Annotated in this window: 19 protein-coding genes and 2 pseudogenes; 14 read left to right on the top strand and 7 right to left on the bottom strand. The window is 68.0% G+C overall.

What is annotated here, in order from left to right:
• Positions 1–51: 51 nt before the first annotated feature.
• The 4 genes and pseudogenes from QTQ03_RS03455 to QTQ03_RS03470 form a co-directional block, all read left to right on the top strand.
• Positions 52–414: pseudogene (locus QTQ03_RS03455) on the top strand (transposase family protein); the annotation flags it as partial.
• Between the two features lie 117 nt (positions 415–531).
• Positions 532–1950, top strand: a complete 1419-nt coding sequence (locus tag QTQ03_RS03460; protein ID WP_502889681.1) for an IS1380 family transposase — start codon at positions 532–534, stop codon at positions 1948–1950.
• Positions 1951–2098: 148 nt separating this feature from the next.
• A pseudogene (locus tag QTQ03_RS03465) lies at positions 2099–3277 on the top strand (ISL3 family transposase); the annotation flags it as partial.
• A 283-nt stretch (positions 3278–3560) separates the two neighbouring features.
• The gene (locus tag QTQ03_RS03470; protein ID WP_289276688.1) at positions 3561–4577 is read left to right on the top strand and encodes a LacI family DNA-binding transcriptional regulator; all 1017 of its coding nucleotides are present in this window, start codon (positions 3561–3563) and stop codon (positions 4575–4577) included.
• 151 nt (positions 4578–4728) lie between these two features.
• Here the strand turns inward: QTQ03_RS03470 and QTQ03_RS03475 are convergent, their stop codons facing one another.
• From QTQ03_RS03475 to QTQ03_RS03495, 5 genes are all read right to left on the bottom strand, one after another.
• Positions 4729–5697 carry a carbohydrate kinase family protein gene (locus QTQ03_RS03475; protein WP_289276689.1) on the bottom strand — a complete coding sequence of 323 codons (969 nt, stop codon included), beginning with the start codon at positions 5695–5697 and terminating at the stop codon, positions 4729–4731.
• Positions 5694–6971, bottom strand: a complete 1278-nt coding sequence (locus QTQ03_RS03480) for an AGE family epimerase/isomerase (RefSeq protein ID WP_289276690.1) — start codon at positions 6969–6971, stop codon at positions 5694–5696. The genes QTQ03_RS03475 and QTQ03_RS03480 overlap by 4 nt, the downstream gene beginning before the upstream one ends.
• A 1-nt stretch (position 6972) precedes the next feature.
• Positions 6973–7872 (bottom strand): carbohydrate ABC transporter permease, encoded by a 900-nt coding sequence (locus QTQ03_RS03485; RefSeq protein ID WP_289276691.1) that lies wholly within the window; start codon positions 7870–7872, stop codon positions 6973–6975.
• A complete protein-coding gene (locus QTQ03_RS03490; RefSeq protein WP_289276692.1) occupies positions 7869–8765 on the bottom strand; it encodes a carbohydrate ABC transporter permease in 897 nt (298 codons plus the stop codon). Before QTQ03_RS03490 ends, QTQ03_RS03485 begins: the two co-directional genes overlap by 4 nt.
• A gap of 111 nt (positions 8766–8876) precedes the next feature.
• Complete coding sequence (locus tag QTQ03_RS03495; protein WP_289280651.1) at positions 8877–10127, bottom strand: ABC transporter substrate-binding protein; 1251 nt, start codon at positions 10125–10127, stop codon at positions 8877–8879.
• A 334-nt stretch (positions 10128–10461) separates the two neighbouring features.
• On the opposite strand from QTQ03_RS03495, the gene QTQ03_RS03500 reads away from it, so the two are divergent.
• Positions 10462–14730: a GH92 family glycosyl hydrolase gene (locus tag QTQ03_RS03500; RefSeq protein ID WP_289280652.1), complete on the top strand. Its 4269-nt coding sequence runs from the start codon at positions 10462–10464 to the stop codon at positions 14728–14730.
• A 177-nt stretch (positions 14731–14907) separates the two neighbouring features.
• On the opposite strand, the gene QTQ03_RS03505 is transcribed toward QTQ03_RS03500, so the two are convergent.
• The gene (locus QTQ03_RS03505) at positions 14908–15594 is read right to left on the bottom strand and encodes a Tat pathway signal sequence domain protein (protein ID WP_289276693.1); all 687 of its coding nucleotides are present in this window, start codon (positions 15592–15594) and stop codon (positions 14908–14910) included.
• 796 nt (positions 15595–16390) lie between these two features.
• On the opposite strand from QTQ03_RS03505, the gene QTQ03_RS03510 reads away from it, so the two are divergent.
• On the top strand, positions 16391–17020 hold the full coding sequence (locus tag QTQ03_RS03510) for a DUF6230 family protein (RefSeq protein ID WP_289276694.1): 630 nt from the start codon (positions 16391–16393) through the stop codon (positions 17018–17020).
• A 1-nt stretch (position 17021) separates the two neighbouring features.
• A complete protein-coding gene (locus QTQ03_RS03515) occupies positions 17022–17459 on the top strand; it encodes a DUF6114 domain-containing protein (protein ID WP_289276695.1) in 438 nt (145 codons plus the stop codon).
• Between the two features lie 155 nt (positions 17460–17614).
• Here QTQ03_RS03515 and QTQ03_RS03520 read toward each other — a convergent pair whose 3' ends face one another.
• Positions 17615–18409 carry an IclR family transcriptional regulator gene (locus tag QTQ03_RS03520; RefSeq protein WP_289276696.1) on the bottom strand — a complete coding sequence of 265 codons (795 nt, stop codon included), beginning with the start codon at positions 18407–18409 and terminating at the stop codon, positions 17615–17617.
• Positions 18410–18501: 92 nt separating this feature from the next.
• Here QTQ03_RS03520 and QTQ03_RS03525 point away from each other — a divergent pair, with 92 nt between their 5' ends.
• The 7 genes from QTQ03_RS03525 to QTQ03_RS03555 all read left to right on the top strand — a co-directional run bounded on the left by QTQ03_RS03525 (position 18502) and on the right by QTQ03_RS03555 (position 26827).
• On the top strand, positions 18502–19608 hold the full coding sequence (locus QTQ03_RS03525; protein ID WP_289276697.1) for a mandelate racemase/muconate lactonizing enzyme family protein: 1107 nt from the start codon (positions 18502–18504) through the stop codon (positions 19606–19608).
• The gene (locus tag QTQ03_RS03530; protein ID WP_289276698.1) at positions 19605–21101 is read left to right on the top strand and encodes an aldehyde dehydrogenase; all 1497 of its coding nucleotides are present in this window, start codon (positions 19605–19607) and stop codon (positions 21099–21101) included. The genes QTQ03_RS03525 and QTQ03_RS03530 overlap by 4 nt, the downstream gene beginning before the upstream one ends.
• 26 nt (positions 21102–21127) lie before the next feature.
• Complete coding sequence (locus QTQ03_RS03535) at positions 21128–22282, top strand: iron-containing alcohol dehydrogenase family protein (protein ID WP_289276699.1); 1155 nt, start codon at positions 21128–21130, stop codon at positions 22280–22282.
• Between the two features lie 773 nt (positions 22283–23055).
• Complete coding sequence (locus QTQ03_RS03540) at positions 23056–23802, top strand: ABC transporter permease (protein ID WP_353890561.1); 747 nt, start codon at positions 23056–23058, stop codon at positions 23800–23802.
• Entirely contained in the window at positions 23799–25004 is a 1206-nt protein-coding gene (locus QTQ03_RS03545) for an ABC transporter ATP-binding protein (protein ID WP_289276700.1), read from the top strand. The genes QTQ03_RS03540 and QTQ03_RS03545 overlap by 4 nt, the downstream gene beginning before the upstream one ends.
• Entirely contained in the window at positions 25001–25786 is a 786-nt protein-coding gene (locus tag QTQ03_RS03550) for an ABC transporter permease (protein ID WP_289276701.1), read from the top strand. The genes QTQ03_RS03545 and QTQ03_RS03550 overlap by 4 nt, the downstream gene beginning before the upstream one ends.
• A gap of 57 nt (positions 25787–25843) precedes the next feature.
• Positions 25844–26827, top strand: a complete 984-nt coding sequence (locus QTQ03_RS03555) for a glycine betaine ABC transporter substrate-binding protein (protein ID WP_289276702.1) — start codon at positions 25844–25846, stop codon at positions 26825–26827.
• Positions 26828–26880: the final 53 nt, after the last annotated feature.

Consider the following 26880-nt stretch of genomic DNA (forward strand, 5'->3'; position numbering starts at 1 on the left):
CCTGTCTCACTTTCGGTGGTGACGGAGGGTGGCGGGTGTCGTTGTTCCTATGTGGAGGATGTCAACAGACTTGTACAGACGGTGTTCTCGGGGCTGTCCCCGCTGGTCATCGAGGACGTGACCGACGAGGGTGAGCGGATCGTGGTGCGGGCCCGGACGCCGCGTGACACTGCGGTCTGCCCGAGGTGCGGGGCCTCGTCCGGACGGGTGCACGGCTATCACTGGCGGACGGTCGCCGACGTTCCGGTCGACGGGCGCCGGGTGGTGGTCCGTGTGCGGGTGCGGCGTCTGGTGTGCCCCACGCGCGGCTGCCGCCACACCTTCCGTGAACAGGTTCCCGGGGTGCTGGAGCGATACCAGCGCCGCACAGCCCGTTTGAACAGGCAGGTCAAAGCCGTCGTCAAGGAGTTAGCCTGGGCCCTTCGTTAAGGGCGGTCCACATCGTGGATCATGAAAGGAAAGGTGCCTTCTGACCTGGGAAGATAGGACTTGCTGAGGGTCTCATCTATCCCGAGGGAAGGCACCTGTCAGGTGAAGAGTACCGGAACACGACCGAAGATCATCGTCAGTAGCGATGGACGTGGCGTGGTCGGCCACGCGGGTGCCCGTTTGCTGGCCGACATCGCGGACGTAACCGGGTTGACCGGCGGGTTCAGCGAGGCCCTGGCCAGGCTGCGGCAGCGGCAGGGCGGGCATGACCCGGGTCGGGTCGCCGTGGACCTCGCGGTGATGATCGCCGACGGTGGTGAGGCGATCAGCGATCTGGCGGTGCTGCGGGACCAAGCGGGGCTGTTCGGCGCGGTCGCCTCGGATCCTACCGCGTGGCGGGTGCTGTCTGGTGTGGATGATGCTGTTCTGGCCAGGCTGCGGATGGCCCGCGCTGCCGCGCGGGAGTTGGCGTGGGCGCAGTCGGCCGAGACCCGCGACGGGCTGCCGGTGTCGATGGCGGCTGGTGCGCCGGTGTCTGGGCTGGTGCTGGATCTGGACGCCTCGATCGTGATCTGCCACTCGGAGAAGGAGCAGGCGTCCAAGACGTGGAAGAAGACCTTCGGATATCACCCGTTGTTCTGCTTCCTGGACAACACCCGGGAGGCGTTGTCCGGGCTGCTGCGCGCCGGGCGGGCGGGGTCGAACACCACCGCCGATCACATCAGCGTTCTCGACGACGCCCTGGCGCAGATCCCCGACGTCCACCGGTACGGCACCGACATCCTCGTCCGCTCGGATTCGGCCGGCTGCACGTACGGGTTCCTGCGCCATATCCGGTCGTTGCGTGAGCACGGTATGAACACGTTCTTCTCCGTCGGGGTGGCCATCGGGGAGGCGATCCGCGACGCGATCAAGCAGGCTGCGGGGCACCCCGAGCAGTGGGTACCGGCCCTGAACGCCGACGGCCAGCCACGCGACGGCGCCCAGGTATGCGAGATCACCGGCCTACTACCGGCCGACCTGCGGGCCAACTACCCCGACGGCACCCGGTTCATCGTGCGCCGGGAACGCCCGCACCCCGGCGCACAACTGTCGCTGTTCGACACCATCGAAGGCTTCCGCCACCAGGTGATGGCCACCGACACCGGCCCCGGCAACGGATCCATCCAGCATCTGGAGGCCCGCCACCGCGCTCACGCCCGCGTCGAGGACCGCATCCGCACGGGCAAGGACACCGGGTTCGGCCGCTTCCCATCCCGGGTGTTCGCCATCAACGCCGCCTGGCTGGAACTCGCCTTGTGCGCCATCGACCTGCTTGCCTGGACCCAACACCTGCTGCTCGACGGCGACCTCGCCACCGCCGAACCCAAGACACTGCGCTACCGACTGCTGCACGTCGCCGCCCGCATCACCCGCTCGGCCCGCCGCACGAAGCTGCGCATCGCCGAAGGCTGGCCCTGGGCCGACCAGCTCGTCACCGCGTTCGACCGGCTGGCCGTGCTGCCCCAGCCCGTCACCTGAACCCCAACCCCACGCCCCGACGAGTACCCCCATGGAGGAACCCGGCCACCGCGTCGGGTCCTCGCCGTGCCCATACCCCGATCGATCACCAAATGAAGATCAACAAATGCAAACAGGGCCTTGATCAACAGTTAGCGAAAGACTGAGGTTAGCGGGCCGGGCAGGGTCGCGTCTGCTGGCGATACTCGCCATGGGCCTGTCCCGTCACACGGCCCTACGCGCCCTGCTGTGCATCCCGCTGCCCAATGAGCGGACGCCTCGGGTGATCGGCGTTGACGATTTCGCTCTACGCCGGCGGCACCGCTACGCCACCGTGGTGATCGACGCCGAGACCCATGAGCGGATCGACGTGCTACCCGACCGCACCGCCGACACCCTCGAAGCGTGGTTACGCGCACATCCCGGCGTCGAGGTCGTATGCCGCGACGGCTCGGCGACCTACGCCGAGGCCATTCGCCGCGCCCTGCCCGACGCGGTGCAGGTCGCAGACCGGTGGCACCTGTGGCACAACCTCTGTGAAGCCGCCCTCAGCGAGGTGAAGGCGCACAGTACCTGCTGGGCCCCCGTCCTGGACGCACCCATCTACGACGGCCCCCGCGCGCAGACGACCCAGCAACGCTGGCACCAGGTCCATGACCTGCTCGACCAAGGCGTGGGCCTGCTGGAGTGCGCCCGCCGTCTGCAGTTGACCCTGAACACCGTCAAGCGCTACGCGCGAGCCGACCGGCCCGAGCGGATGCTCCGCGTCCCCAAATACCGTGCCAGCCTCGTCGACCCCTACCGCGAACACCTACGCAAACGTCGAGCCGAGGACCCCAGCGTCGGCGTCAAGCACCTCTTCGACGAGATCAAGACCCTCGGCTTCACCGGCTGCCTCAACCTCCTGCACAAGTACATCAACCAAGGCCGCGCGGACGCCGACCACAGCCACATCTCCCCACGCCGCCTCGCCCGGATGATCCTCACCAGACCCGACAACCTCAAACCCGAGCGCCGAGATCTACTGGCACGGCTCACCGCAGCCTGCCCAGAGATGACCCAACTCGCCGCCGCTGTCGGACGCTTCGCCGAGCTCCTGACGCCTCAACCCGCAAACACCGACCGGCTCTCGCACTGGATCCTGCAGGTTCGCACGGTCGATCTACCTCATCTGCACGCCTTCACCCGAGGCCTGGAACGCGACCGCGACGCCGTGAACGCCGCGCTCACGCTCCCCTACAGCAACGGCCCCACCGAAGGCGTCAACACCAAGACCAAACGAATCGCACGTCAAATGCACGGACGAGCAGGCTTCACCCTGCTCCGCCACCGCATCCTCCTCGGATAACAGCACCCACCGTCACCACCGAAAGTGAGACAGGGCCGTTATTTGTACAGTCCCCGGATATCCGCGGGTGTACATACTCGTGGCGTGACAATCGGTTACCAACCGTGATGATGACCAGTTTGGCGGCCCGTAGAAGTGCTGTTACAGTGGACAAAGTCCATGCTGCCGACATTCGCGGCGGTCAGCTACGACGCCGCAGGGAGAGTCGGGGTTCAGACGCTCACGAACGCACTTTCGGTCCAGCCCCGCCGATTGGGCGACACGAGGCCGACAAGGACGGCGTATGCTGCATCATTCGGCTAGGCCCACCCCGCCTCGGCGGCCCACGATGGTGGACGTCGCCCGACGCGCCGGCGTAAGCCTCAAGACCGTCTCCCGAGTGGTCAACAACGAACCAGCGGTGGGCCCGGAACTGGTCGGTCGGGTGCTCAACGCCATCTCCGAGTTGGGTTTCCGTCGCAACGACATCGCCCGCAACCTCCGGTCTCGACGAGTCAGTGCGACGATCGGCCTGCTCATCGAGGAGATCGCCAACCCCTTTTACGCGATGATCGCCGGTGTCGCGGCGGAGATCGCGGCGACCCACCAGACGCTGCTGATCACGGCATCCTCGGAGGAGGATCCGGATCGGGAACACGCACTGTTGTTGGAGATGGCGCAGCGCCGGGTGGACGGCTTGCTCGTGGTTCCCGCCGGCATGGACCATTCCTTCCTCCGACGGGAGGTGGAAATGGGCATGCCAGTGGTCTTTCTGGACCGGCCGCCCGAACAGTTGCTCGCCGACGTGGTCCTTCTGGACAACCAGGGCGGAAGCCGCGCCGGAATCCGCTCACTGCTTGCGGCCGGGCACCGACGGATCGGCATACTGCTGGGTTCGTTGAGCGTGTACACGATGCGTGAGCGATTGGCCGGTGCGCAGGCCGAGTTGGCCGGCGCCGGTGTTCCCTACGACGAAAAGCTGGTGCGGGACGGAATAGAGGGTCCCGAACATGCCAGCCGGGCGGTGGCGGATATGTTCGAGCTGACCGACCAGCCCACCGCGTTCTTCTGCACCAACAATCGCATCACGCTTGGTGCGCTCCAGGAGCTCCATCGCCGGGGAAGCGATGCGGCGTTGGTCGGGTTCGACGATTTCGAACTGTCCCACCTCATGCCCCGACCGCTGACCGTCATCGCCTACGACCAACGCGAACTGGCGCGGGTCGCGACGGAGCGGTTGTTCCAACGCATCGACGGAGACCGATCATGGCCCTCGACCACGGTCCTGCCGACACATCTGGTCCAGCGCGGCCTGTGTTGACGAGCAGTCGTGAATCGATCCGGAAGCGCGACCGGCTTGGTCTGTCGGCAACAGCGGCGGGAACCCCGGGGCACCGCCCTGACCGGTGGGCTCTCGGTTCGCGGGAACTCACTGATCCGGGCCGGGTGCCCCCGTGGCCAGCCGGTCCGGATCAGTGAGTGGTCGGTTCGTCGCTCATCGCTGCGGCGGCGTGGGCGAGCGTTGGCGGATCGGCGCCCCGCCGGGCGCAGGTGAGCGCGGCAACGGTGCTGGCCAGGTCGAGGACCTGTCGCCACTGCTCCGGGGCGACGGCCGTGAGGCGGGCGCCGGGTCGGTCCCCCAGCGCTCCGACGTCGGCGAGGGCTGCGAGTAGGCCCCCGGTGAACGCGTCGCCGGCCCCGACGGTGTCGACCACGTCGACCCGCCTGGCTGGCTGCCGGTACAACCGGCCGTCCGGCGCGAGCAGGCAACTACCCACGGCGCCCAGCGTCACCACCGAACAGGCCGCTCCCGCCGCACGCCAGTCGGCCATGACCTCCTCAACAGCGCGGCCCGGGTAGAGCCAGCCGAGGTCCTCCTCGCTCGCCTTGACGATATGAGCGGACCGTACCTGCCGCTCGACCCGCTGCCGCTCACCGTCGCGATCGGCGACGATGGACGGGCGCAGATTGAGATCGATCGACAGGGTGAGCGCACCGCGTCGTCTTTCCCGGGCGAAGAGGTCTTCCAGGACCGTCGCGCCGGGTGGGAGGGCGAGTGCCAGTGAGCCAGAGTGCAGGGCGGTGACCGGTGCGGCGGCCAGGTTCGGTAGTTCCGACGCGGTCCACTGCCAGTCGGCGGTGCCGTTCAGGTAGCACTGGTAGCTGGCCTGACCGGAGTCGTCGAGCGTGGCGACCGCCAGCGAGGTCGGCTCGTCAGCGGACACCGCCCAGGCCAGGTCGACCCCGTTGTCCCGCAGGTGGGCCCCGATCCGCTGGCCGAAACCGTCGCCGCTGAGCCGGGCGAGCAGACGGACCGGCTGCTCCAGCCGGGCCAGGGCCAGTGCGACGTTGGCCGGCGAGCCGCCTGGTACGGCGCGATAGCCACCCACCCTGTCCTCGGCGACCAGGTCGACAAGTGCCTCACCGATGACCGCGATCACCGGTTCACCTCCTCGGGATTCGCTGGCACGGGGTCATAGAGACCCGCGAGGCTCGGCGCGATCGGTGACTGGGACAGGAGCACGGCCTGGTATGCGTGGTAGAAGTCGGGCCGGCCGTGCCAGACCATGCTCGACGGCCGGTTGGCCTCGTCCAGTTCGTGACGCCAGTGTCCGGTGGCCTTGTCGATCAGGTGGCGGACCGCGTAGTCCCAGAAGACGTGGTACCAGTGCTCGTAGAACTCGTCGCCGGTGCGACGCCACAGCGTGGCCGCGGCCCCGATCGCCTCGGCCAGGACCCAGTGCATCCGGGACCGGACGACCGGCCGGTCCGCCCAGTCAAGGGTGTAGACGAACCCGTCCGCCCCGTCGGCCGCCCAGCCTCGGGCGACCGCGGCGGCGAACAGCGCACGGGCGTCGTCGAGCAGCCAGTGGGGCGGTGCCGTGAGAGCGGTCTCGAGGTGAAGCAGCAGTCGAGACCACTCCAACCAGTGGCCGACCGTGGACCCGTATGGCCGGAAGGGGTCCGCAGGGCGGTCCAGGTTGTAGTCCAACCGGGGTTCCCAGGCGGAGGTGAAGTGTTCCGGCAGCCGCCAGTCGTGACGGGCGGCCACGTCGTGCACCAGGTGGGCGCAGATCGTCAGGGCGCGTTGCGCCCAGCGGCGGTCCCCGGTGACGTCGCCGGCGGCCAGGAACGCCTCAACCATGTGCATGCTGCTGTTCGCGCCCCGGTAGGGCTCTGACTCGGACCAGTCCCGGTTCCAGGATTCGCGGGTGCGCCCGACGGTCTCGTCCCAGAACCGGTCGTTCACCACGTTGAGAACCTCGTCCAGCAGGTGCTCGGCACCCGGTCGGCCGGCGCGGGTCGCGCTGCTCGCGGCCAGCAGCACGAAGGCGTGCTCGTACGCGGACTTCCGGTCGGTGACCGGTTCGCCGCGCAGGTCCACCGCCCCGAACCAGCCGCCATGCCGCTCGTCGCGCAGCGAGCCGCGCAGCGTGGCGACGCCGTGATCGACCGCGTCGGCGGTGCCCGGGACCTGTCTGAGCTGGGCGAGGGCGAATACATGGGTCATCCGACAGGCGATCCACGTGTGGAGCGGCTCGCGTGGGTCGGGCTCGCCGCTGTCGGTCAACCACCAGAATCCTCCCTCGGGCCGGATCGAGGCGCGGGCGGCCCGGAGCAGCGCGTCGCCCTGCCCGGTGAGGAACAGTTGGTGGGGGGTGTGCTCGCCCGGACGGGTCGACACCGGTCGTCGGGTGGGGAGCTGTTCGGCCATGTCAGCTTTTCACCGAGCCCGCCATGAGGCCACCGATGAACCAGCGGCCCAGTAGCACGTACACCACCAGCGTCGGCAGCGAGGTGATCAGCGCTCCGGCCATCGAGGCGGCGTAGTCGGGTGATTGGGCGCCCGCGAGTGCGTTCAGCGCGATCGTGATCGGCCCGTTGCGCGTGTTGGACAGGAAGATGGCGAACAGGTAGTCGTTCCACGCGGAGGTGAACTGCCAGATCACGGCTACCACGAAGCCCGGAATCGACACCGGCAGGATGATCGACCAAAAGGTGCGGAGGAGACCCGCGCCGTCGACCCAGGCGGCCTCGATCAGCTCCACCGGCACGGTTGTGGCGTAGTAGTTGCGGAAGATGAGCGTGCAGATCGGGATGCCGTAGATGCAGTGCACGAAGATCAGCGTGGGGATGCCCGGCGGGACTCCGAGGGTGGTGACGACCTCCCGCAGCGGAATCATCACGGCCTGGTAGGGGATGAACATTCCGAACAGGATCAGCGTGAAGACGATGTCCGCGCCGGGGAACCGCCATCGGGACAGTACGAGTCCGTTGGCCGCACCGATCAGGGAGGAGATGAGCGCGACCGGTATGGCGAGCTGGAACGTCCGGACGAACGACGGGCCCAGGGATGCCCACGCCTTCGCCCAGGAGTCGGTGGTCCAGCGATCGGGCAGGTTCCACTGCCCGCTCACCCCGATGTCGGAACCTGACTTGAAGCTGGTCACGACGAGGACGTACGCCGGCAACAGCACGATGAGCAGGAAGAACAGCAACAGCGCGTACCGGATGGTCCGGGCGATCGTAGCTCCGGCGGTGGGGCTTGGGCGGCGCACCCGGGACGGCGACGCGACGGTCGGTGGAGGTGTGCGCTGGATGGTGGTGCCGGTCACGAACGTCGCTCCGTTCTCATCGTATGCACCAGGTACGGCACGATGACCACGGCAACCAGCAGCAACAGGATCACCGAGACCGCCGAGGCCTTGGCGTAGTCGCTGGTCAACAGGGTTTGCCAGACGTAGACGGCCGGTACCTCGGTCAGCCACTGGGCGCCGGAGACTGACATGATCAGGTCGAACATCTTCATCGACATGTGTCCGACGATGATCAACGCAGACAACGCCACCGGTGTCAGTTGCGGGAAGATGACGTGTCGGTAGAGCTGGAAGGTGCTGACGCCGTCGACTGCGGCGGCCTCGCGCAGCTCGGCGGGGATGCCCCGGAACCCGGCGAGGAACAGTGCCATGACGTAGCCGGAGAGCTGCCAGATCGCCGGCACCGCCATCGCGGCCATGCCCCATTCCGGATCGGTCCACCAGGGATTCTGCAGGAAGTCGAGGTGGAGCTGCGCGAAGATGGCGTTCAGCCCGCCGGCGTCGTCGCCCTGGGCCGAGTTCATCAGCCATCGCCAGACCACTCCGGAGGCGACGAACGAGACGGCCATGGGAAACAGGTAGACGGTCCGGAAGACGCCTTCCGCCCGGACCCCGCGTTCCAGCAGGAATGCCCAGAGCAGGCCGAGCAGCATCGTGCCGAGCAGGAACACGACGGTGAAGATCAGCAGGTTCCGCAACGAGTGCAGGAAGCGGCCGTTGATGTCATCGGTGAACAGGTTGGCGTAGTTGTCGAGCCCGACGAACCCGTCCGACTCCGCGGCGGTGTGCCGGTCCGACATCGAGACCTTGATCGTCCAGCCGATGAGGCCGTAGACGAACACTCCAAGCAGGAGTAGCGAGGGGGAGATCAGCAACAGGCCGGGTCCCCATCGTCTGACGCGAGTATGCATGGCAGATTCCTGTGCGGGTGCGGGCGGGCCGGTACGTCGACGAGGCCGGTAACCGCACGGTCGGGTGGGTCACACCACGGCCGTGCGGCTACCGGGGCCGGCGGTTCGTTTCTAGTTCTTGCCGAACTGAGCGGCGGCGGCGGCCATTGCCTTCTGCAACCCCGCCACGTCCTGGTCGCTGGAGAACTTGCCGATCGCGGAGTTCGCCGCCTCGCCGAAGCCCTGCGAGCAGGCGGCACCGTGGGCGCACGACGGCACCTGCTTGGCGGTCTTCCATGCCTTGATCGCGGACTGCTGGTAAACGGGGTAGTCGGACTCGGTCACGTCGGTACGAGCGGGAATGGAGCCCTTCTTGATGTTGAACGCCTGCTGTCCCTCGGCACTGCCGACGGTCTTCAGCCAGCACTTGGTGCCCTCAGCGTTCTTGGCGTCCTTGGGAAGCACGAACGAGTCGGCGAGCCACTGGAAGGTGTCTCCGTTACCCGGGAACGCGACGTAGCCGTAGTCGGTGAATCCCTTGGCGTCGAAGTCGGCCGGGGCCCAGTCACCCATCAGGAAGAAGCCGGCCTTGCCGTCCTTGAGGAGCTTCCCGGCGTCGGTCCAGTCGAACGTGTCCCGGTCCGCGTTGGTGTAGGTGAGCAGCCGCTTGTAGTCCTCGATGCCTTTGGTGACCTCGGGGCTGTTCCAGTCGGTGTCACCGTTCCACAGACCGGTGAACTGTTCCGCGCCGAGGTCGCTGATCAGGACGGCCTCGAGCAGCATCAGCTGGGTCCAGTCCTTGCCGACCGCCAGGGGCGTGCCGACGCCCTTGGCCTTGAGCGCGTCGAGTGCGGTGAAGAAGTCCGCCATCGTCGTCGGTTCCGCCGGGACGCCGGCCTCGCTCAGGAGGGTCTTGTTCGTCCAGAGCACGTTCGCCCGGTGGATGTTCGCCGGCACAGAGTAGATTTTGCCGTCCACGGTCAGATTGTCGATCAGGCCCGGCGGGAGCGCCTCGCTGAGGCCCCACTCCTTGTACAGGCCGCTGAGATCCTCGACCTGGCCGGCCGCGATGTAGTCCGACAGTTCGGCGCCCGCGTGGGCCTGGAAGGTGTCCGGCGCGTCGCCCTGCTGCAGCCGGGACGCCAACACCTGTTTGGCGTTCGACCCCGCGCCACCGGCAACGGCGCCGTTGACGAACGAGTAGTCACCGCACTGGGTGCCGAAGGTGGCCACCAGTCCGTCGAGTCCGGCCTTCTCGCCTCCGTCGGCCCACCAGGTGAAGACCTCGACGTCCTTCTGGTCGGCGCCGCTGTCGGCGCCGCCGCACGCGGCGGGCGACAGCAGCGCGAGCGCCCCAACCGCGGCGACGGCTGCCCTTCGCACCTTGCCCATGCTTCCTCCCGCTGTGTCGGTATGACATCGTTGTCTCGAGGTCACTCACCCTCCTGCCCGCGCTGAGGTCCCGTCAATATTGCCCTGGTAACGAAACAATAACGACCATGTTTCGGGCGACTGGGCAGGCGCTGGTTGATCTCACGGTGGGCGCCAGCGCGTTGTCCCGAGTGTCGATCTGGGCGCCACCCGATTGATCACCCCTGCCGTACTTGATGTTGACAACGTTGTCGCCCGCACGACACGCTTGCGCAATCTCCATCCGAGCGTGGCCCCCATCACGTTCGGCCGACCCCCGGGAGGACCTCACGTGGGCAGACACAGAGTGGCGATCGCAACCGCGCTCGCTGTTGGCCTGGCGGTTTCGGCCACGGCGCTGCCGGCGGCGGCGGCGCCGACGCCCGACACCGACTTCTTCTCCTCGTTCGAAACCGACGACCCGCCGCTGACGTGGACCAACGTCGTGGAAACGGATGCAGGCGGACGTCCCAAGATGTCCGGCGTCACCGGACGACCGCAGTCCGGCGGTATCCCTGGCAACATCAGTGACAAGATCATCGAGGTCACCGCCAACGGCGACAACCCCCCGAACGAAACCGTCCAGCGCGTCGTCGACGGCGACGAGAACACCAAGTGGCTGGTGTTCGAATCCACCGGCTGGGTGCAGGTCCGGCTCGACACACCCGTGGCCGTGGTGCACTACGCGCTCACCTCCGCCAACGACGTACCGGACCGTGACCCCAAGGACTGGACGCTGCAGGCCTCGACCGATGGCCAGACCTGGGTCACGCTCGACACCCGGACCGGTCAGGACTTCACCGACCGGTACCAGACCAAGGAGTACCGGTTCAGCAACGACACCGAGTTCCTCCACTACCGTCTGAACGTCACGGCCAACCACGGAACGGACATCGTCCAGCTGGCGGAACTGCAGCTGTCGGACGGTGACACCACCCCCAAACCGCCGGCACCCATGTACAGCCTCGTCGACAACGGTCCGGGTGGGAGCCCCACCGCCAAGGCCAACGCCGGTTGGAGCGGGCGGCACGCGCTGCGGTACTCAGGCGGACAGACCGTCGACGGACGTGGGTACGCCTACAACAAGGTCTTCGACGTCGACATCGCGGTCACGGCGCACAGCGAACTGTCGTACCTGGTCTTCCCGGAGCTGACCCAGAGCGATCTCGACTATCCGAGCACCTACGCCGCGGTCGACCTGGCCTTCGACGACGGGACGTACCTCAGCGACCTCGGCGCGGTCGACCAGTACGGCTTCGGTCTCAGCCCACAGGCGCAAGGCGCCAGCAAGTCGCTCTACGCCGATCAGTGGAACCTCAAGCGATCGTCCATCGGTAAGGTGGCCGCCGGCAAGCGGATCGACCGGATTCTGGTCGCCTACGACAGCACAACAGGCACCGGCTCGTTCAAGGGCTGGGTGGACGACATCCGGGTGACCGGGAACCCGAAGCGGGCCACCTACGACCGTCTCTCCGACTACGCGCTGACCACCCGGGGCACGAACTCCACCGCCGACTTCTCCAGGGGTAACACCTTCCCGGCGACAGCGGTACCGCACGGCTTCAACTTCTGGACGCCGATGACCAACGCCGGCTCGACCAGCTGGCTCTACCAGTACCAGCGCGACAACAACGCCGACAACCGACCGGCGATCCAGGCGTTCACCGCCAGCCACGAGCCGAGCCCGTGGATGGGTGACCGGCAGACCTTCCAGGTCATGCCGTCCGCGGCGACCGGGCAACCGAACGCCAGCCGGTCCGTCCGCGCGTTGTCCTTCGACCACGCCAACGAGGTGGCGAAACCCCACTACTACGGGGTGACCTTCGACAACGGGCTCAAGACCGAGATCGCTCCCACCGACCACGCCGCCATGTTCCGGTTCACCTTCACCGGGGAACGGGGCAACCTGATCTTTGACAACATCAACAACCAGGGCGGCCTGACCGTCAACGGGGACGGCACCGTCACCGGCTTCTCCGACGCCAGGCTGGGCGGCGGCGCGACCCGCATGTTCGTCTACGGCAGCGTGGACCGACCCGTCGTCGCCCACGGCAAGCTGACCGGCGGCGGCGGCAGCAACGTGACCGGTTACCTGGCCTTCGACACCTCGACGTCGAAGTCGGTGACACTGCGGATCGCGACCTCGCTGATCTCCGTTGACCAGGCTCGGAAGAACCTGGGGCTGGAGATCGCCGACGGGGACACCTTCGACGCCGTTCGCGCCCGCGCCCAGCGTCTCTGGGACGACAAGCTCAAGGTCATCGAGGTCGAAGGCGCCAGCGAAGAGCAACTCGTGACGCTGTACTCCAATCTCTACCGGCTGTTCCTCTACCCGAACTCCGCCCACGAGAACGTCGGAACCGCCAGCGCTCCCGTGTGGAAACACGCGGTGCAGTCGTCCACCTCGGGCACCATCCCACCGGGAACCACCCCGACCGAAACCGGTGCGGACGTCGTGGACGGCAAGGTGTACGTCAACAACGGCTTCTGGGACACCTACCGCACCACCTGGCCGGCGTACACGTTGTTCAGCTCCGACACCGCCGGCGAACTCGTCGACGGGTTCGTCCAGCAGTACAAGGACGGCGGGTGGGTGTCGCGGTGGTCGGCTCCGGGTTACTCGAATCTGATGACCGGCACCAGCTCGGACGTGTCATTCGCCGACGCGTACGTCAAGGGGGTGCGCAACTTCGACGTGCGCGCCGCGTACGACGCAGCGGTGCGCAACGCCACCGTCGTACCGCCGGGCAACCCCAACAACAGCAGCGTCGGCCGGAAGGGTCTGCAGGACTCGATCTTCCGCGGGTACACGCCGTCGACAGTCTCCGAGGGCGTGTCCTGGGCGCTGGAGGGCTACATCAACGACTTCGGCATCGCGAACATGGCAGCCGAACTCGCTGACGACCCGGCGACCCCGGAAGCTGAGCGGTCCCGCTACCGGGAGGAGGAGAAGTACTTCCGCAGCCGGGCGCTGAACTACGTGCACATGTTCGATCCGAACATCGAGTTCTTCCAGGGCCGCGACCGGTCCGGGCAGTGGAAGTCGACACCGGAGGCCTACGAGCCGCACGTGTGGGGGCACCACCACGACTACACCGAGACCAACGGGTGGAACTTCGCCTTCCACGTCCCGCACGACGGCCAGGGCCTCGCCAATCTGTACGGGGGCCGCGAGGCGCTGGCAGAGAAGCTGGACGAGTTCTTCGCCACGCCGGAGACCGGGACCTTCCCCGGATCGTACGGCGGGGTCATCCACGAGATGCGTGAGGCGAGGGACGTCCGCATGGGTATGTGGGGCTTCAGCAACCAGGTGTCGCACCACATCCCCTGGATGTACACCTATGCCGGCCAGCCGGCGAAGACGCAGCAAATCGTGCGGGAGGTGTTGTCACGCATGTATCTCGGCAGTGAGATCGGTCAGGGATACGCCGGGGACGAGGACAACGGCGAGACCTCGGCCTGGTACCTGTTCGGCGCGCTGGGACTCTACCCGCTCCAGGTGGGCAGCGAGAACTACGTGATCGGCTCCCCGCTGTTCACGAAGGCCACCGTGCGGTTGGACAACGGAAAGAAGATCGTCGTCAACGCGCGGAACAACAGCGCCAGCAACGTGTACGTGCAGAGTCTGAAGGTCAACGGGAAGCGGCACGACCGGACCTGGATCTCGCACGACGAGTTGACCGGGGGAGCGGTGCTGGACTTCACGATGGGCTCCCGCCCATCCTCCTGGGGCACCGGGGAGAAGGCCCTACCAACCTCGATCACCCCGGCGGGTGAGGCCGCCCGGCCGCTGTCGGACACCAGGGTCTCCGGCGGTCCGGCGGCACTGTCCGACGACACCTCCACCACCCGGGCGGCCGTCGACGCGCCGGTGCAGTGGACGGTCGAGGATGCGCCCGAGAAGGTCACGCACTACACCCTCACGTCCGGGCCGGACAGCGGTACCGACCCACAGCGCTGGAGCCTGCAGGGGTCGTACGACGGTGACACCTGGACCACGATCGACAGCCGGGACGGCGAACGGTTCACGTGGCGGCTGCAGACCCGGTCCTTCATGGTGGACCGGCCAGGGCGGTACCTGCACTACCGGCTCGAGCTCGACGGCGGCGACTCCAGCCCGGTCCTCGCCGAGGTCGAGCTGCTCGCCACGCCCACACCGGCGTGTACGAAGACGGTGAGCGGCGAGGTCAAGGGGCAGCTGGAGGTGAAGTCCGGAGTGACGTGCCTTGCTGAGGCGACCGTCAAGGGTCCGGTGAAGGTCCGAACCGGTGCCGCGCTGTACGCGGTCGACTCGACCATCTCAGGTCCGGTGTCCGTCAACGGGGCCGACGCGGTGGTGCTGCGCGGGGTCCGGATCGACGGGCCGTTGGTGGTTTCCCACGTGACGGGTGAGGTGGGCGTCGAGGGCACCGCGATCGGTGGGCCGGTGAGCCTGTCGCACAACGAGGCGCCGGTGATCGCGGCGGGGTCGGTGGCCGGACCGCTGTCGTGTTCCCAGAACACCGTCGCTCCCTCCGACAACGGTTTGCCGAACGTGGTGAAGGGTCCGACGTCGGGGCAGTGCCGGAACCTGTGAACGACGCCCGAGGCCGGCCGCCGTGTTGGCGGCCGGCCTCGGGCGGCTACCGAGCCCGGATCGAGCGCCGCTCCGCGTTCGCCAGCGTCTCCGGCTCGGGCGTCATCGCGCCGGGGCGAGGCGGAGCTGACCCGGGCCGGCCCGACGAGTCGTCGGATGCCGGCCCGGCAGCGCCGGTCAGTTCACATAGGTGATCGGGCTGTTGGGCACGCTGGTGTCCCGTACAGGGGCGTACGTCGCGGAGAAGTACGCGGCGCGGAAGCAGAGGCCGGGCCCGGCGTGCTTCGTGAAGTGCTGGCTGGTGAAGGTGATGGAGGTTGTGGCGTTTGACGCCGCGCCGACGAGGGTGTTGCCGCTGGCCCGGTAGACGCAGGTGATGGTTCCGAGCAGCGTCCGCAGCTTGACGGTGCTCTGGATCGGCCCGGCACTGTCACCGGTCAGGGTCACTGTGCCCGCACTGGTGACGGCGGCCAGGTAGGGGAGGTTGTCGACGGCGACGCTGTTCACCGCGATGGTGCCCAGCACGTTCGTGGTGCAGTTGTCGAAGCCCTGTTCGCTGAGGCGCTCGGTGGCGGTCCCTGGGGCGGTCGGGTTGGTCAGGACGGTGGCGTGGAAGTTGGACGAGGCGCACTTCACGCCGAGGCTTCCGGCGCTGGAGAGGTAGAAGGTGGCGTCGGTGCCCGTCTTCAGGCTCGCCTCGAGGACGTCGCCGACCGACACGTCGGTCCCGCCCGCGCTGTCGTAGGTGAGCACGCTCGGGGTCAGGGACGTGGCCGGAGCGGCGGCGGTGGGCGCGGCTCCGACCAGGGAGCTGAGCAACGCGACCGCGGCGAGACCGACGGCGGCGCGTCCGTACCTGGGCATCATGTGTTCCTCTCGATGGGTGGTGGTGGGGCGATGGCCAACATGGGCGGTGGGCCGCGGGGTCGTCGGTGGGACGACCGCCCGGGCGAGGCAGGCGATGCGCCTGCGCCGACCGGCAACCCACCGCTGGTGATGGCCGGCAGGGTCTCCGCTGGCCAGGAACGGCGGTCAGCAGGGTGGCGGACGCCGGCGGGTCGGGGCCCGGTGGGGAACTGACGGGCGGTCGGCCGGTCAGTGCTCCTGACTGGCTGTCGCACTGCGGCGCAGCCGCGTCACCTGGACCCTTCCGCCCTCGGAGGCGCCGGGGCGTCCGGCGGTGATGGCGACCATCGATTCCTCCTTGGGCGCTAGTCGACGCGGAAGCCGGCAAGGTCAACCGTCGGTGACGTAACCAGAACCCTGTGATGAGGTTATAGACCCGGAAGGGCCAAAGCGTCAACGTGGTCCCAATAATAAGACCGATATCAATGTTATTGATCGGTGGCCGATGATCCGGGAGGGGCTGCGGTAGGTCTTCGACGGTCGCCGCCGTATCGGGTGCCGACCGGTCGGGCCGGCCTGCTGCGTCGATCTTACCTCCCGGACCTGTGGGGATCGTCCCGCCGCAGTGGCCTCCGCCATTGGCCGCATTTTGCGGATTAAACAGATTGTCGCCCTCCAATCTTGAATCCGCTCCTACCTGGCGGTAACTTTGAGTCCGCGTAGTTATTGATCTACGCACCTCGGACCTCGGCCCCGACCCATGACGAGCATGCTGGCAATGTCCTGGGCGCATCGATCTCGACAAGGAGCTGTCATGTCGGATGACACCGCACCCATCGAGCCGGCGCAACCGCAAAGCGGTGTGCGCTGGCGTCGGTTCGCGACCAGCCTGGCGGCGGTGGGTGCGGCCGCTGCCGGAATGGTGCTGCTGACTGCTCAGGGAACGCTCGGCGTGCAGTTCGCGATCTCCGGGTTGCCCTTCGTTATCACTGCTGACAAGCTCAGCGGGACCGGGTTCGAACAGTTCGCGACCATCGACAACATGATCGAGAACAGTCCGAACGAGGGCGACACCGGCGGTCAGGTCGTGGTGACCGTGTCGGCGATCGACAGGGCCGAGCTGACCAACCTCTGTCAGAGCGTGAACATGGGTGGCATGTATCTGAAACTGACCGCTGGTGGTGATGGGAGACCCGTGACCGCCCGCACCATGGTGGTGGACTCCGACGAGGTCGCCGGCGACGCCACGTTCGGACAGATCGACATCGGTCAGGACGCCAGCACGCTGGACAAGGTACCCGGCGTCCGTGGCTACCCCGGTGTCTTCGCCCAGCAGGCCGAGACGGTCACCATCGTGAACCTGAGGCAGAACAACTACGCCGCCACGGCAGCCGTCTTCACGCTGCCGAATCTGCGGATGCGGTTTGCCTCCGACGGCTGCTGACGTGGTCCCGAGGAGTGCCTGGGTACGGGGGGATGGCCGGCCGGCGGGCCGGTGGCGGACGTGGCGCCGTAGTCGTCCCTTCTGGGGTGGTCTGTTGGTCCTCCTCGGTGGTGCCGAGATTCTCGTGACGCTACGCGTGCCGCTGCCGGTGGCTCTGCACGTTGGGCTGCAGGGTCTGGCCGGCTATCTCGCGCCGGTCATTCTGTTGCTGTGTGGTGTGCTGTTGATAACCCATCCGTTCCAGCGGGTCTTCTACGCGCTGCTCTCCGTGGTGCTGGCGCTGGTCACCTGGGTGACCAGCAACCTGGGCGGATTCGTCGTGGGGATGCTGCTCGCGCTGGTCGGCGGTTGCCTTGCGCTTGCCTGGACCCCGGCCAAGACGACCGCTCGGCCACGGCCTGCCCGGGCCCGGCCTGACGCCGGGCCCGGTGACACCTGAGGCTGCGAAGCCGTAGTCGCCCGTGGGATGGGCGAGGGTGCCGAGCCCGGGGCTATCCCGCCGCGCCACGCCGCAAGCCGTGCCTAGCGGGTTGCGAGCGAGCGTCAACTATCGTCCTCGCAGGTCGTTCGGTATCCCGGGGGGCGGCCAGCGGGTCAGCTCCCCCGGCCGGTGCCCGCGGGAGCCATCCCAAGCTGCTCCGACAGCCCCGTCGCCACCCGCATCGTCAACCGACCGGCGCCCTCCAGCCTGGTCCCGAGCCGCCCCTTCGGCGCGACCACGTTGATCGCGGCAGTGATCCGGCCGGTGTGGTCGCGCACCGGCGCGGAGACGCCGACCAAGCCCTCTTCGAACTCCTCCTCGACCCGGGCGTAGCCGTTGGTCCGGATCGCCTCGATCTCGGCTACCAGGTCGGCCGCGGTCCTGAGCTGTCGCCGGTCACCGGCCGCCTCGGTGTCGTCGATGAACCACTCGCTGAGTGCCTCCGGCTCCCAGTCCGAGATCAGGACACGGCCGGCGGAGGTCTGCGAGGCGGGGACGATGACGCCCTCCCAGCCGAGCCCGCGGAACGCGTGCGGCGCCGGCTCGGTTGCCACGGTCAGCACGCCCCGGCCGCGCAGGACGCAGAGGTGGGCGGTCTCCCGCAGCTGGGCGACCACCTGACGTAGGTACGGCTGCGCGGTCCGGACCAGGTGTGCCTCACGGGTCACCGCCGCGAGGGCGTACAGGCGCCAACCCGGCCGGTACGCCTGGGTCGCCGGGTCGCGGTCGACGAGCCCCGCGGCGGCGAGCGATGCGAGTGCCCGGGAGACCTGCGACTTGTCCCGCCCGGTGAGTTCGGCCAGACGCAGCACGCCGAGACCGCCGCGGGCGGTGGCCTCCGGGCCGCCCAGCGCGTCGATCAGTTCGAGGTCCCGCGACAACCCGGCCGCGTTGATTCTCACACCCATGACCGTCATGTTGCCATATGCGCAACCGGTGTTGGTGCAGTGTTACGGTGGGCCCGGCCAGCGCAAGAAACGCCAGAGGGAAGCCACACCGCATGAAAATCACGAACATCCGGTTGGACCGACTGCGGCTGGACCTCGACCCACCCTTCGCCGCAGCCTGGGACCCCACACCACGTCGACACTTCGACGCCACCGTCGTACGCGTGGAGACCGACGAGGGGATCGTGGGCGTCGGCTCCGGCGACACGATGGACGGGTTCGCGGCCCACCGCGACCTGTTCATCGGCCACGACCCCCGGAACATCGCCCGGCACGTCCGCGCCATCGAGACCATCAATTTCCATGGGGGACGGTGCTGGCCCCTCGAGGTCGCACTCTGGGACATCATCGGACAGGCCACCGGCCAACCGGTCGCCACGCTGTTCGGCAACGCCCAGCAGCGCATCCGCGCCTACGCCTCCAGCGGTGAGCTCAAGCCACCCGCCGCGCGCGTCGAGTCCGCGCTGGCCCTACGCGAGCAGGGCTTCCGCGCCATGAAGATCCGCATCGATCGCGATCGCCTCGACGAGGGCGTTGCCACCGTCGCCGCCACCCGCGAGGCGGTCGGCGACGACTTCGACATCATGGTCGACCTCAACCAGTCCTGGCGTATGGCCGGCGACGTCGACCCCGCCCTGGACCTGACCGCCGTACGCCGTGTCATCGCTCAGCTCGACCAACTCGGCGTCTACTGGGTGGAAGAACCGCTGCCCTACCCGGACCGCGCTGGCTTCAAGACGCTGCGGGCCGGCACCACAACCCGCATCGCGGCCGGCGAGATGCTCGACTCCGTCCGCGACGTCGTCAGCTACCTCGAGGAGGACATCCTCGACGTCTACCAGATGGACGTGGTGCTCGCCGTCGGCATGTCCCGTGCCCGTACCCTGGCCGAACTCGCCCAGTTCAAACACCGCACCTTCACCCCACACACCTGGACCAACGGCATCGGGCTGCTTGCCAACCTGCACGTCGCGGCCGGCGTCGGCGGTAGCGGCTACCTCGAATACCCCTACGACCCACCGGGTTGGACGCCTGAGCGCCGGGACTTCATGTTGCGCCAGCCCGTGCCGATCAACGACGGATACGTCGAGGTGCCGCAGGCTCCTGGAATCGGCGCCCAGCTCGACGAGGAAGCAATCTCACGGTGGAGGCTGCAGTGACGACGAACGCGCCGATCGACTGGGTCGCACGAGCCGCCCAGCTTCGCCCGCAGGCCCGGCTCTTCATCGACGGCGACTACGTCGACGCCGCCTCCGGGGAAACATTCGCCACCGTCACCCCTCGCGACGGCTCCGTCCTCGCCCACGTCGCCGCCGGCTCCGCACCCGACATCGACCGTGCGGTCCGCGCCGCCCGACGTGCGTTCGACGACGGAGTGTGGCCCAACACCCCACCCAAGCAGCGTAAGCACATCCTGCTGCGCTTCGCGGAACTCGTCCGCGAACACGCCGAGGAGCTCGCCCTGCTGGAGAGCCTCGACGTCGGCAAGCCTATCGGAGAGGCCCTGCGAGTCGACGCCGGCAAGTGCGCCGAGACGATCCAGTGGTACGCCGAGACGCTGGACAAGACCTACGACGAGATCGCCCCCACCGGCCCAGGTGCGCTCGCCCTGGTCACCCGTGAGCCACTCGGGGTGGTTGGCGCCGTCGTGCCCTGGAACTACCCGCTGATGATCACGTCCTGGAAGATCGCACCAGCGTTGGCGATGGGTAACTCCGTCGTCCTCAAGCCGGCCGAGCAGTCGCCGCTGTCCGCGTTGCTGCTCGCCCGTCTGGGCAGCGAGGCCGGCTTGCCCGACGGCGTACTCAACGTCGTGACCGGGTTCGGTGAGACGGCCGGCGCGGCGTTGGGACGGCACCCCGACGTCGACAAGATCGCGTTTACCGGATCCACGCAGGTGGCCCGGACGTTCCTCGGCTACGCCGCCGAGTCCAACGGCAAGCAGGTGTCCGTCGAGGCCGGCGGGAAGTCGCCGCAGGTCGTCCTTTCGGACGTAGCCGACCTCGAGGCAGCCGCGTCCGCGATCGCCTGGGGCATCTACTACAACGCGGGACAGACCTGTAACGCCGGATCCCGGCTGCTCGTCGACGAGTCGATCAAGGATGCACTGCTCGACGCCGTCCTGAAGGCCACCGCCACGTTCACCGTCGGCGACCCCTTCGACGCCGGCACGACCATCGGCCCGATCATCGATGGCACCCAACTCGACCGGGTCCTCGGCTACATCGAAGTCGGCCGCGAAGAAGGCGCCGAGGTGATCTGCGGCGGCCGGCGCACGCTGGTCGAGACCGGCGGCACCTACGTCGAACCGACGATCCTCGACCGGGTCGGCAACGACACGCGGGTCGCACAGGAAGAGATCTTCGGCCCGGTGCTGACCACGACCACGTTCCGCGGCGAGGACGAAGGTGTACGGCTCGCGAACGCCACCCGGTACGGACTCGCCGCCAGCGTGTGGACCCAAGACGTGACGACCGCCCACCGCGTCGCCCGGCAGCTCCGTGCCGGCACCGTGTGGGTGAACACCTTCGACGCCAGCGACATCATCACCCCGTTCGGCGGATTCAAGGACACCGGTGCCGGCCGCGACAAGAGTCTGCACGCGCTCGACGCCTACAGCGCCCTCAAGACCACGTGGCTCGACCTCGGCTAGTCCTCGACGACCGAAAGGAGACGTTCGTGCTGTCCTCGACCACCTTCTCGATCACCACGCCCGCGCGTGTCGACTTCGGCGACGGTGCGATCCACAAGCTTCCCGACGCCCTGGCCACCGCAGGTAAGACCAGAGCCTTCGTGGTGACCGACCCCGGCGTCCGGGCTGCGGGCATCCTCGACGACGTGCTGGCCGTCCTCGCCTCGGCGGGGGTCGACACCGACGTCTTCGACGGCGTCGAGGCCAACCCGTCGCTGGCGACGATCGACCGGGCTGCTGAAGCCGCCCGCCGAATCGACGACGCCGCCGTGGTGGCCCTCGGCGGCGGCTCCAGCCTGGACGCGGCCAAGTGCGTCGCACTGGCCTTCACCAACCCGGTTCCCGCCGCCGCGCTCGCCACCCTCCAACAACCCAACCCGGGGCTGCCGGTCGTCGCCGTTCCCACGACCGCCGGGACCGGCGCCGAGACCAACGGATTCGCCGTGGTCGAGGACCACACCAACCGACGCAAGGTCTACCTCGGACACGCGTCCGTCGTTCCCCGCGCGGCCATCCTCGACCCGCGCCTCACCATCGGCCTTCCGCCCCGGGCCACCGCCGCGACCGGTGTTGACGCCCTCGTGCACGGGGTGGAGTCGTTGACGTCACGCTCCCGTAACCCGGTCAGCGAGGCGTACGCCCGGCAGGCCGTCAAGCTGGTGTACCGCTGGCTGCCCAGCGCCGTCGCCGACGGCGGTGACATCGAGGCACGTGCGCAGCTCATTCTTGGTGCCCACCTCGCGGGCCTGGCGTTGAGCATCTCCGGGCTCGGACTCGTGCACGGACTCGCGCATGCCGTCACCGCGCACACCGGCGCTCCCCACGGGATAGCGCTGGCCTCGGTCCTCGATCGGGTGCTCGACTTCAACCTCGCCACCAGCACTACCGAGTACGCCGCGATCGCATTGGACCTCGACATCAGCCGCTCCGACGACGAGACCACGAGAGCCTGTGCCACCGTCGCCGCGTTACGTGCGTTCACCGTGGCGGTCGGGGCCCACACCCGACTGCGGGATCTTGGCGTCGACAACGCGATGGTGCCGTCGTTGACTCGCGCCGCACTGGCCGACCCGGTCACCCGCAACACCCCACGGATGCCCACCAGCACCGAGCTGACCGACCTTGTCAATTCGGCCCGGTGAACCGTCTCCGGCTCGCTCAGTCGCCGCCACCCACCGCTGTTGGATGATCACGAGATGCCGTCGGGTTCGGGGTCGCCCCCTCGCTCACGTGTGGGGCGGAGATCGCCCGCGACGACGTGGCCTTGATCGGCCGAGCTGAGGGCGCCCGTTCGGCCACCTCCGGGCCCATCACCCGCTCGCGCCTGGCCCGGACCTTCGCCGCCGGTCCCACCCGGGCTGCTTGGGCACTCCTCGCGGTGGTCCCGCCGGGCCGGACAACCGACGTCGGCGTCGCGGCGATCCTGTCGACCGCCGGGCGGTAACCCGGCCACGTCGCGTGCCCCGCGCGGCCGCCCGGGTGACCTGCCCGACGCCGTCTCCGGCCTCCGGGGCCGACCGGCGCGCCTCCGGGGCGGGCAACCGATCGGCGCTGAGCGTCCGGGAATTTTGCGCCCCGGCGTGGGCCTGCTACTTTCGGTACATAACCCCAGTTCAGCAGGTGGATCGCGACAGGTCGGGATCGATGCGGTAGCGTGGCTTCCGCGATGGGATCTCGTCTGCAGCGCTTACGGCAATGAAGGGAGGTATGGCACGGCGTCGGCACTGTTCCGGCGCACGCATGCACCACCGACCGGCACCTCATCCCCCGGCTCGGGGGTTTTTTTTATCTGCCCGCCGTCGGCTGACCAGGATCCGCACCGGTCGCTGATGCTTGACCTCGCTCCGCTACGGCCGCCCGGCCGCACCGGCGTGAGCGGCACGGCAAGCCGCAGCAGGAGTTGACGAGGTGATACATGACGTTCCTCGAGTACCTACAGAGTCGGCGCGAGTTGCTACTCGCTCAGACTCTCGAACACGGAACCATCGTACTGATGTCCGTCGCGTTGGCGACAGTCATCGGTGTTTTGATCGCCGTCGCCACCTACCGCAGCCCCGGCGCTCGGGCTACCGCGACGGGAATCGCCGCAGCGCTGCTCACAATCCCGTCCTTCGCGCTACTCGGGTTGCTGATCACCCCGCTGGGGCTGGGATACGCACCCGCCATGGTGGCACTGACCATGTACGCGGTGCTGCCGATCCTGCGTAACACCGTCGTGGGCCTGGCCGAGATCGACCCTGCCCTGACCGAGGCCGCCAGGGGGATCGGGATGGGCCGGCTCCGATCGCTGGCCACGGTCGAGATGCCCCTGGCGTGGCCGGTGATCCTGGCCGGAATCCGGGTGTCCACGCAGATGACGATGGGGATCGCCGCTATCGCCGCGTACGTCGGAGGCCCGGGACTGGGCAACCAGATCTTCTCCGGCCTGTCCAACCTCGGCGGCGTGAACTCGCTGAACCAGGCCTTGGTCGGTACCGCCGGAGTGGTGGTCCTCGCCGTCGTCGTCGATCTGGCTCTCGCGCTCTTGGGCGTGCTCACCCGGGCCGGGAAGGGCCCGACGTGGTTCCGCCTCGGCCGGTATCGGCGCCCGGCTTCGCCCGATACGCCCGTCAGCGCGCCGGCTGCAGTGATCCCTTCGCCCGCCCTCGGAGGCCGAGAATGACCCACGACGTGATGATCGACCTGCAACAGGTCAGTAAGTTCTACCGCGGGCAGAAGGCCGCAGCGGTGGATAACGTGTCGATGACGATCCGCCGGGGTGAGATTGTCGTCCTGGTCGGCCCCTCCGGATGCGGCAAGACCACCACCATGAAGATGATCAATCGGTTGATCGAGCCCAGCAGGGGTCGGATCATGCTCGATGGGTCGGACGTGACCTCGCTGGACGGCAACGAGCTGCGTCGGCGCATCGGCTACGTCATCCAGCAGGTGGGACTCTTCCCGCACATGAGCGTCGCTACCAACGTGGCGCTGGTGCCCAGAATGCTCGGATGGGACCGCAAGCGGATCGAGACCCGCGTCGACGAGCTGCTGCACCTGGTCGGGCTCGACCCGGCGCTGTTCCGCAACCGGCTGCCTCGTCAGCTCTCCGGCGGACAACAACAGCGCGTCGGCGTCGCCCGCGCGCTTGCCGCCGACCCACCGGTGATGTTGATGGACGAGCCGTTCGGCGCTACCGACCCGCTGACCCGGGACCGACTGCAGAACGAGTTCCTTCGTCTGCAGGAGCAGCTGCGCAAGACGATCGTCTTCGTCACCCACGACTTCGACGAGGCGATCAAGATGGGTACCCGGATCGCCGTCCTCGGCGATAGGTCCAGGATCCGGCAGTTCGACACCCCGGAACGCCTGTTGACCAGCCCCGCCGACAGCACCGTCGCCCAGTTCATCGGTGCTGGGGCGACATTGAAGCAGCTCAACCTCCGCCGGGTCGACACCATCCGGTGGGACGACGTTCCGCTGGTACGGGTGGACGACTCACCCACACACGCGCTGCGCCGTATCGATGAGACGCAGGAGTCGGCAGCGCTCACCGTGGATGGCGAGAACCGGCCGTTGTGCTGGGTCGGTCCGCGCGACCTGGGCCCCCACCAGGACAGCCTGTCGGGCGCCGGGCAGCCCGTGACGACGGTGGAGCCGCGGGCGACACTGCGCGATGCGCTGGATGCCATGCTCGCGTCGAGCCACGGCGCCGCCGTGGTGGTGGACGACCAGGGCCGGTACGCCGGCGCGGTGACGATCGACGACCTGATGCTGGCGATCCACCGGATGCGGGAGTCGGCGCGGGACAGTGAGCGGCCGATTCCAGAGATCCCCCACCAAGGAGCGGCCGTGTCCCGGCCGGCGACGCCGGAGAAGCGATGAGTACCGGCACGGAGTCCCGGAGCCCGCAGACCGTGCTCGCCCCGCCGTCCCGCTGGCACGGGCTGCTACGGCGGCACTGGGTGATGCCGGTGATTCTCGCTGTGGTGCTACTCGGCACGTATCTCTGGGTCAGCTCTGCCGACCTGGACGACATCGAACGGCGCTCGCTGAACGCCGAGTACCTGCTGCGGATGACCACCGAGCATGTGACGCTCACCGCCCTGACCACCCTCCTCGTCGTGGCGATCGCAGTGGGCGGCGGCATCCTGCTGACCCGCCGAGCCATGCGTTGGCTGGCGCCGTTCGCCACTGGCCTGGCCAACATCGGCCAGGCCACCCCCGCGATCGGACTGCTCGTGCTGCTGAGCATCGTGCTCGGCATCGGTTTCTCGACCGCGCTGATCGGCCTGGTCGCCTACTCGGTCCTACCGGTGCTCCGCAACACCATCGTCGGGATCGGTCAGGTGGACCGTCATCTGATCGAGGCGGGGCGGGGAATAGGCATGTCGCCACTCGCGGTCCTCGTGCGGATCGAGCTGCCGTTGGCCGTCCCCGTCATCCTCGCTGGCGTGCGGACCGCGCTCGTCCTCGCCGTCGGTGTTGCCACCCTCGCCACGTTCATCGACGCCGGAGGCCTCGGCGCTCTGATCGTGACCGGAATCAAGCTCCAGCGCGAGACCGTGCTCGTCACCGGGGCCATCCTGACCGCGGCGCTGGCCCTGACCCTGGACTGGTTGGGGGGAGTCATCTCCGACCTGCTGCGGCCGCGCGGGCTCGACTGACTTCGCTCCGTGACCCCCGTTTCCATAGGGCACCAGGTGGTGCCAAGGAAGGTAATGATGCGAAACCGTACTGCGTTCATTCGCCTGGTGGCCGGCTCCACGCTGGCCGCCCTCGCGCTCAGCGCCTGCTCGGTAACCACCGAGGACTCCGGCGCCGACGTATCCGTCGGCAAGGGGTCGATCAAGGAGGACGCCGCGCTGAAGGGACAGACCATTGTCGTCGGTTCCAAGGACTTCACCGAGAACATCGTCTTCGGGCACATCACCCTGCAGGCGCTGACGGCCGCAGGTGCGAAGGTCGAGGACCGGACCAACATCAAGGGATCGGTCAACGTCCGCAAGGCGCTGCTCAGCGGTGACGTCGACGTCTACTGGGAGTACACCGGAACGGCGTGGATCACCTACCTCAACCACACCGACCCGATCCAGGACTCGCAGGAGCAGTACGCGGCCGTGGTGAAGGAGGACAAAGACAAGAACGGCGTGGTCTGGGGGACGATCGCCCCGGCGAACAACACCTACGCCCTCGCGATACGCGAGGAGAAGGCCGAGGAGTGGAACCTCAAGACGGTCTCCGATCTGGCCGCGTTCGCCAAGAGCAACCCGCAGGATGCGACCTTCTGTCTGGAGAGCGAGTTCACCGGGCGCAACGACGGTTGGCCCGGGCTGACGAAGGCGTACGGGATGGACGTCCCCGCGGACAACGTCAGGGTGGTCGACACCGGGGTCGTCTACACCGAGACGAAGAAGGGTGAGTCCTGCAACTTCGGCGAGGTCTTCACGACCGACGGCCGGATCAGCAACCTGAACCTGCGGGTGCTGGAGGACGACAAGAAGTTCTTCCCGATCTACAACCCGGCGCCCACGCTGAACGGTGAAACCGCCGCCACCTATGGCAGCATCCTGACGATCCTCGAGCCGGTCGTGGCCAAGCTGGACGACGAGACGCTCCGCGAGCTCAACGAGAAGGTGGACGTCGAGGGCCAGCCGGTGTCGCAGGTTGTCTCCGAGTGGTTGAAGGCCGAAGGCTTCATCGCCTGACGGGCCTGAGGTCGACTCCTGGGCGGTCCACGGAAGGCGTGGACCGCCCAGTC

The organism is Micromonospora sp. WMMA1363, assembly GCF_030345795.1.
GTDB lineage: Bacteria > Actinomycetota > Actinomycetes > Mycobacteriales > Micromonosporaceae > Micromonospora.

What these genes read in the sequence shown, in the direction of transcription:
- QTQ03_RS03470 (WP_289276688.1), top strand. Translation starts at nt 3,561, where the DNA reads ATGCTGCATCATTCGGCTAGGCCCACCCCGCCTCGGCGGCCCACGATG.
- QTQ03_RS03480 (WP_289276690.1), bottom strand. Translation starts at nt 6,971, where the DNA reads ATGGCCGAACAGCTCCCCACCCGACGACCGGTGTCGACCCGTCCGGGC.
- QTQ03_RS03490 (WP_289276692.1), bottom strand. Translation starts at nt 8,765, where the DNA reads ATGCATACTCGCGTCAGACGATGGGGACCCGGCCTGTTGCTGATCTCC.
- QTQ03_RS03505 (WP_289276693.1), bottom strand. Translation starts at nt 15,594, where the DNA reads ATGCCCAGGTACGGACGCGCCGCCGTCGGTCTCGCCGCGGTCGCGTTG.
- QTQ03_RS03510 (WP_289276694.1), top strand. Translation starts at nt 16,391, where the DNA reads ATGTCGGATGACACCGCACCCATCGAGCCGGCGCAACCGCAAAGCGGT.
- QTQ03_RS03520 (WP_289276696.1), bottom strand. Translation starts at nt 18,409, where the DNA reads ATGGGTGTGAGAATCAACGCGGCCGGGTTGTCGCGGGACCTCGAACTG.
- QTQ03_RS03525 (WP_289276697.1), top strand. Translation starts at nt 18,502, where the DNA reads ATGAAAATCACGAACATCCGGTTGGACCGACTGCGGCTGGACCTCGAC.
- QTQ03_RS03540 (WP_353890561.1), top strand. Translation starts at nt 23,056, where the DNA reads ATGACGTTCCTCGAGTACCTACAGAGTCGGCGCGAGTTGCTACTCGCT.
- QTQ03_RS03545 (WP_289276700.1), top strand. Translation starts at nt 23,799, where the DNA reads ATGACCCACGACGTGATGATCGACCTGCAACAGGTCAGTAAGTTCTAC.
- QTQ03_RS03550 (WP_289276701.1), top strand. Translation starts at nt 25,001, where the DNA reads ATGAGTACCGGCACGGAGTCCCGGAGCCCGCAGACCGTGCTCGCCCCG.
- QTQ03_RS03555 (WP_289276702.1), top strand. Translation starts at nt 25,844, where the DNA reads ATGCGAAACCGTACTGCGTTCATTCGCCTGGTGGCCGGCTCCACGCTG.